We start from the raw sequence: 5,898 nt of genomic DNA on the forward strand, positions 1-5,898 counted from the left end.
GGCCGCACGCGGCCCCGGCCCGGCACCCCGCCGACCATTGAGGCCACCCCTGGGCCGCCACCCCGCGCAGTGCCGCTCCGGTGCAGGCATCGGGCCAGTGTGCGGTCCCGTCTGTCCGCGGTGACGGGGGGGCCTTGTGCGCCGCGGTCTGGCCTCGGTCCGGCCTCGGTTTGGGGGCCGGGCGCGGTGTGGGCGCATCCGGTGCGCGGCCCCGGGGGGTCCCGGTGGAAATGATGGCGCCGGGACTGATGCAGGTCAGCACGGCCCTCCGCCGGATCGGGCAGGGTGGGGGCGCGCCCCACGGGATGGCGCCCGCAAAGGACAGGCCGTGCCGCACCCCGACCCATCAGGGCATGTCCATGCCGTGCGCGGCGCGGTTGTCGATGTGCGCTTTGACGCGGGTGCGCTGCCCGCGCTCAACGAGGCGCTGGCGGTGGACTGGGACCGCCCCGGCCCGCTGCTGCTGGAGGTGCAGGGGCACCTCGACCGGACGACGGTCCGGGCCGTGGCGTTGCAGGCGACGGCGGGGCTGTCGCGCGGCGTGGCCGTGCGCGCCAGCGGGGCGCCGATCCGGGTGCCGGTGGGTGCGGCGGTGCTTGGGCGGCTTCTGGATGTGACCGGAGAGGTCCGCGATCTGGGCGCCGCGCTGCCGGCCGACACCCCGCGCCGGTCGATCCATGCCGCCCCGCCGCCGCTTGCGGCCCAGGGCACCACCACCGAGGTCTTCGAGACGGGCATCAAGGTCATCGACCTGCTGACCCCCATGGCCCAGGGCGGCAAGGCCGCGATGTTCGGCGGCGCGGGCGTGGGCAAGACCGTCCTGGTGATGGAGCTGATCCACGCCATGGTCGAGAAATACGCGGGCATCTCGGTGTTTGCCGGCATCGGCGAGCGCTCGCGCGAGGGCCATGAGCTGCTGACCGAGATGGCGGACTCGGGCGTGCTGCCGCGCACGGTGCTGGTCTATGGCCAGATGAACGAACCGCCCGGCGCGCGCTGGCGGGCGCCGCTGACCGCGCTGACGATCTCGGAGTTCTTTCGCGACACGAAACAGCGCAACGTCCTGCTGCTGATGGACAACGTGTTCCGCTTCGTGCAGGCGGGGGCCGAGGTCTCCAGCCTGCTGGGCCGGTTGCCGTCGCGGGTGGGCTACCAGCCGACGCTGGCGACCGAGGTGGCGGGGCTGCAGGAGCGTATCGCCTCGGTCGCGGGCGCGGCCGTCACGTCGATCCAGGCGGTCTATGTGCCCGCCGATGATTTCACCGATCCGGCGGTGACCACGATCTCGGGGCACATGGATTGCGTGATCGTGCTGGCGCGCGCGCTGGCAAGCCAGGGGTTCTATCCGGCGATCGACCCGCTGGCGTCGTCCTCGACGCTGCTGGACCCGGCGGTGGTGGGCCAGGCGCATTATGACATCGCGGGCGAGGTCCGCGAGACCCTGGCGCGGTTCGCCGAGTTGCAGGACATCATCGCGCTTCTGGGCATCGAGGAGCTGGGCCGCGCCGACAAGCGCATCGTCACCCGCGCCCGACGCCTGCAGCGGTTCTTCAGCCAGCCCTTTGCGGTGACCGAGGCGTTCACCGGCACGCCCGGCCAGTCCGTCGCCCGCGCCGACACGCTGGCGGGCTGCCGCGCCATCCTGGACGGTGAGACGGACGGCTGGGCCGAGGCTTCGCTCTACATGATCGGCACGCTGGCCGAGGCCCGCGCCAGGGAAACCGGGGCGGGCGTGGGATGACCGCCGTCCTGCCCCTGCGCATCGTCACGCCGCTGGCGGTGATCGTGGACCAGCCGGCGACCGGCCTGCGCGCCGTTGATGCCAGCGGCAGCTTCGGCATCCTGCCTGGGCACGCCGATTTCCTGACGCGGCTTGCGGTGTCGGTGGTGACATGGATCACCCCCGACGGCGCGGCCCGTTTCTGCGCCGTGCGCGGCGGGGCGCTGACGGTGCGGGCGGGCCGGGTGGCCATCGCCACGCGCGAGGCGGTGACCGGCGACGATCTCGACCGGCTTGATCGCGAGGTGCTGGCGCGCTTTCGCGCCAACCTCGACGAGGAGCGGGTGGCGCATGTGGAGGCCACGCGCCTGCAACTGAGTGTCATGCGCCGGATGCTGTCGCGGTTGCAGCCCAGGCCCCGGGGGGCGGGCCATTGAGCGAACCGCACCACAAGGATCCGCTGCTGGAGGAGGTGCGCCGGCATCAGGCCCGCCGCAAGGCCTGGGCCCGCGACGGTGAGCCGTCGGTGGCGCGCCGGCTGGCCCAGATCGGTGTGCTTGGCTGGATCATCGTGGCGCCGATGCTGGGGGGGATCGCGCTGGGTCGGTGGCTGGACGCGCGCCTCGACACGGGGCTGTTCTGGACGGCGCCGCTGCTGATGGTGGGGCTGGGCCTGGGCGGCTGGTTCGCCTGGCGCTGGATGGGCAGCGCATGAGCGCCGCCCCGATCCTGGCGCTGTGGCTGGCGGGCGGCGCGGTCCTGGGCGTGATCTATTTCCGGCTGGTGCGGTTCAGCGCCGATCTGCTGCTGTCGGACCGGCGCGGCGCGCCGGTGGCGGGCGTGGCGCTGGTGCTGGTGCGGCTGGCGGTTCTGGCCGGGGTGCTGGTGCTGGCCGCGCTGCAGGGGGCGGGGCCGCTGCTGGCGGCGGGGCTGGGCCTGCTGGCGGGGCGCTGGTGGACGATGCGCCGCGCCCTGGCGGAGGGGATCTGATGGACAGCCCGCTGCTCTCGGTTCCGCTGTTCATGGTGGGCCCGGTGCCGATCATGCCGGCGGTCGTGACCACATGGGCGATCATGGCCGCGCTGGTGCTGGCGGCCGGGCTGCTGACCCGTCGGCTGACGCTGGTGCCGTCGGCCGCGCAGGCGGCGGCGGAACTGCTGGTCGCCGCGGTCGACCGGCAGATCCGCGATGTGACGGGGGCGCCCCCCGCCCCGTTCCGCGCCTTCATCGGCACGCTGTTCGTGTTCATCCTGGTGGCCAACTGGTCATCGCTGGTCCCGGGGGTGACGCCGCCCACGGCCAGCATGGAGACCCCCGCCGCGCTGGCCGCGCTGGTGTTCCTGTCGATCATCTTCTTCGGGATCCGCGAGGGCGGCGTGGGCGGCTTCCTGCGCGGCTTTGCGCTGCCCAATCCGGTGATGATCCCGCTCAACATGCTCGAAAGCATCACCCGCAGCTTCTCGATGTTCGTGCGCCTGTTCGGCAACGTCATGAGCGGGGTGTTCGTGATCGCGATCGTCGGCTCGCTGGCAGCACTTCTGGTGCCGGTCCCGCTGATGGCGCTCGATCTGCTGACGGGCGCGGTGCAGGCCTACATCTTTGCCGTCCTTTCGATGGTGTTCATCACCAGCGCCGTGGAAAAGGGCGCCCCCCACCCAAAGGAGCCGTGAATGGACTATGTCCCGCTGATCAGCATCTTCTGTGCCGCCTTTGCGGTGTCCTTTGGCGCGCTTGGCCCGGCGCTGGCCGAAGGGCGCGCGGTCGCCGCCGCGATGGAGGCCATCGCGCGCCAGCCCGAGGCCGCCAACACCATCTCGCGCACGTTGTTCGTGGGGCTGGCGATGATCGAGACGACGGCGATCTATTGCCTCGTCATCGCGCTGCTGCTGCTGTTTGCCAACCCGATGATGCCATGAGCTTCGATCCCTGGACCCTTGGCTTTCAGGCGGTCAACGTCCTTGTGCTGGTCTGGCTGCTGCACCGGTTCTTCTGGACCCCCGTGGCTGCGATGATTGCCGAACGGCAGGCACGCTCGGCCACCCTGCTGGCGGCGGCGGAGGCAACGCGCGCCGAAGCCGATACGGCTCTGGCCGATCTGGAGGCAGCCCGCGCCGCCATCGCCGTGGAGCGTGACGCGATGCTTGCCGCCGCGCACAAGGATGCCGAGGCGGCGCGCGCGGCCATCCTCGATGCCGCCCGCGACGAGGCCACAGCCCTGCACGACACCGCCCGCGCCGCCCGCGTCCGCGCCGCCGCCGCGCTGAAGCGCGCCGCCCGGCAGGAGGCGCAGGGCCTGGCCGTGACCATCGCGCGCAGGCTTGCGGCACGGCTGGACGGCGCGGCCATCGACGCGGCGTTTCTGGGCTGGCTGGTGCAGGGGATCGCGGATCTGTCGGCGGCGGAGCGCGCCGCGCTGTCGGTGGCCCGGCTGGAGGTCGTCAGCGCCACGCCCCCCGACGCCGGGGCGCAGGCGCGCATCGCCGCGGCCCTTTCGGCCGCACTTGGCGCGCCGGTCACGCCGGGGTTCCGCACCGATCCGGCGCTGATCGCGGGGCACGAGCTGCACAGCCCGCATTTCAGCCTGCGCAACTCCTGGGCCGCCGATCTGGAGCGGATCGCCGCCGCGCTGCGCGCCGATCCGGACGGCAACGCCGGTGTCACCTCCGATGCCGCATAACGCCGCCTGGCTGAATGACGCCGCCGCCCGGGTGCAGGCCGCCCGGCTGGGCCCCCACGCCCGCCACCGCGGCCGGGTCGAGGAGATCGCCGACGGCGTGGCGATGATCTCGGGCCTGCCGGATGTGCGGCTGGACGAGCTGTTGCGCTTCGACGCGGGCGCCATCGGCTTTGCCCAGGTGCTGGAGCCCGACCGCATCGGCTGCGTGCTGCTGGATGCCGCCCCTGCGCTGCGGGCGGGGGATGCGGTGCACGGCACGGGCGATGTGGTGCGCGTGCCGGTGGGGCCGGGCCTTTTGGGTCGGATCGTCGACCCGATGGGCCGCGCGCTGGACGGCAAGGGCCCGGTCGTGGCCCATGCGACCCTGCCGGTGGAACGCGACGCGCCCGGCATCGTCGACCGCGACCTGGTGACCGAGCCGGTCCAGACCGGGGTGCTGGTGGTCGACACGCTGTTCGCGCTGGGGCGCGGCCAGCGCGAGCTGATCGTGGGCGACCCGGCCACGGGCAAGACCACGCTGGCGATCGACACGATCATCGCACAGCGCGACAGCGACATGATCTGCGTCTATGTCGCCGTCGGCCAGAAGACATCGGCGGTGCGCCGGGCGGTGGATGCGCTGGAAACCCATGGCGCGTTCGACCGCTGCATCGTCGTCGTGGCCGGCCCCGCCACGCCGCCCGGCCTGCAATGGATTGCCCCCTTTGCCGCCATGACCATGGCCGAGCATTTCCGCGATGCCGGCCGGCACGCCCTGATCGTGATCGACGACCTCAGCAAGCACGCCGCCACCCACCGCGAGATCGCGCTGCTGACCCGGCAGTCGCCGGGGCGCGAGGCTTATCCGGGGGATGTGTTCTATGTCCATGCCCGGCTGCTGGAACGCGCGGCAAAGCTGTCGGCGGCGGGCGGCGGCGGATCGCTGACGGCGCTGCCCATCGCCCAGACCGAGGCGGGCAACCTGTCGGCCTATATCCCGACCAACCTGATCTCCATCACCGACGGGCAGATCGTGCTGGATGCCCGCCTGTTCCAGGAGGGGCAGAAGCCCGCCGTCGATGTCGGCATCTCGGTCAGCCGGGTGGGGGGCAAGACCCAGGCGCCCGCCCTGCGCGATGCCGCGAAATCCCTGCGGCTGGATTATGCGCAGTTTCTCGAGATGGAGATCTTCACCCGCTTCGGCGGCACGGTGGAGCCGCGCGTGCAGGCGCAGCTGACCCGCGGCCAGCGGCTGCGCGCGGTGCTGCGCCAGCCCCAGCATGCGCCGATGCGGCTGGAGGATCAGGTCGCGCTGGTGATCGCGGTGCAGGAAGGGCTGCTCGACGCCCTTGCGCCGGGGCGGCTGGAGGCGTTTCGCGCGGCGCTGCCGCAGGCGGTGGCGACCGGCGCGGACGCGGCCGGCCGCGCGATCCGCCAGACCGGCACGCTGGGCACCGAGGACCGCGCGGCGCTGCTGGCGGCGCTGCGCGGTCCTCGGTGCCCAGCGTGCCGGTCTGGCGGA

The 5,898-nt window shown here is 72.8% G+C and carries 8 protein-coding genes; all 8 read left to right on the top strand.

All coding sequences use genetic code 11. The annotated features are described in order from the left end of the window. Positions 1 to 328: 328 nt before the first annotated feature. Positions 329 to 1,741: a F0F1 ATP synthase subunit beta gene (atpD, locus tag CCR87_RS15660; RefSeq protein WP_201158476.1), complete on the top strand. Its 1,413-nt coding sequence runs from the start codon at positions 329 to 331 to the stop codon at positions 1,739 to 1,741. Beyond that, positions 1,738 to 2,157, top strand: coding sequence for a F0F1 ATP synthase subunit epsilon (locus tag CCR87_RS15665; protein ID WP_242512060.1), 420 nt, complete (start codon positions 1,738 to 1,740; stop codon positions 2,155 to 2,157). The genes atpD and CCR87_RS15665 overlap by 4 nt, the downstream gene beginning before the upstream one ends. Then, positions 2,154 to 2,435 (top strand): AtpZ/AtpI family protein, encoded by a 282-nt coding sequence (locus CCR87_RS15670; protein WP_201158477.1) that lies wholly within the window; start codon positions 2,154 to 2,156, stop codon positions 2,433 to 2,435. Before CCR87_RS15665 ends, CCR87_RS15670 begins: the two co-directional genes overlap by 4 nt. After that, on the top strand, positions 2,432 to 2,710 hold the full coding sequence (locus tag CCR87_RS15675) for an N-ATPase subunit AtpR (RefSeq protein WP_201158478.1): 279 nt from the start codon (positions 2,432 to 2,434) through the stop codon (positions 2,708 to 2,710). The genes CCR87_RS15670 and CCR87_RS15675 overlap by 4 nt, the downstream gene beginning before the upstream one ends. Further along, a complete protein-coding gene (locus tag CCR87_RS15680) occupies positions 2,710 to 3,390 on the top strand; it encodes a F0F1 ATP synthase subunit A (RefSeq protein ID WP_420850182.1) in 681 nt (226 codons plus the stop codon). Before CCR87_RS15675 ends, CCR87_RS15680 begins: the two co-directional genes overlap by 1 nt. Beyond that, positions 3,391 to 3,636, top strand: coding sequence for a F0F1 ATP synthase subunit C (locus CCR87_RS15685; protein ID WP_201158479.1), 246 nt, complete (start codon positions 3,391 to 3,393; stop codon positions 3,634 to 3,636). It begins immediately after the preceding gene. Then, complete coding sequence (locus CCR87_RS15690; RefSeq protein WP_201158480.1) at positions 3,633 to 4,397, top strand: F0F1 ATP synthase subunit B family protein; 765 nt, start codon at positions 3,633 to 3,635, stop codon at positions 4,395 to 4,397. Before CCR87_RS15685 ends, CCR87_RS15690 begins: the two co-directional genes overlap by 4 nt. Then, on the top strand, positions 4,387 to 5,898 hold a 1,512-nt coding region (locus CCR87_RS15695; protein WP_201158481.1), incomplete at its 3' end, for a F0F1 ATP synthase subunit alpha. The genes CCR87_RS15690 and CCR87_RS15695, both read left to right, overlap by 11 nt.

This window comes from Rhodobaculum claviforme (assembly GCF_016653255.1).
In the GTDB taxonomy this organism is placed as follows: Bacteria; Pseudomonadota; Alphaproteobacteria; order Rhodobacterales; family Rhodobacteraceae; genus Rhodobaculum; species Rhodobaculum claviforme.

Excerpts from the sequence above, each read along its gene's own strand:
- CCR87_RS15675 (WP_201158478.1), top strand. The coding sequence starts at position 2,432 with ATGAGCGCCGCCCCGATCCTGGCGCTGTGGCTGGCGGGCGGCGCGGTC.
- CCR87_RS15685 (WP_201158479.1), top strand. The coding sequence starts at position 3,391 with ATGGACTATGTCCCGCTGATCAGCATCTTCTGTGCCGCCTTTGCGGTG.
- CCR87_RS15665 (WP_242512060.1), top strand. The coding sequence starts at position 1,738 with ATGACCGCCGTCCTGCCCCTGCGCATCGTCACGCCGCTGGCGGTGATC.
- CCR87_RS15680 (WP_420850182.1), top strand. The coding sequence starts at position 2,710 with ATGGACAGCCCGCTGCTCTCGGTTCCGCTGTTCATGGTGGGCCCGGTG.
- CCR87_RS15690 (WP_201158480.1), top strand. The coding sequence starts at position 3,633 with ATGAGCTTCGATCCCTGGACCCTTGGCTTTCAGGCGGTCAACGTCCTT.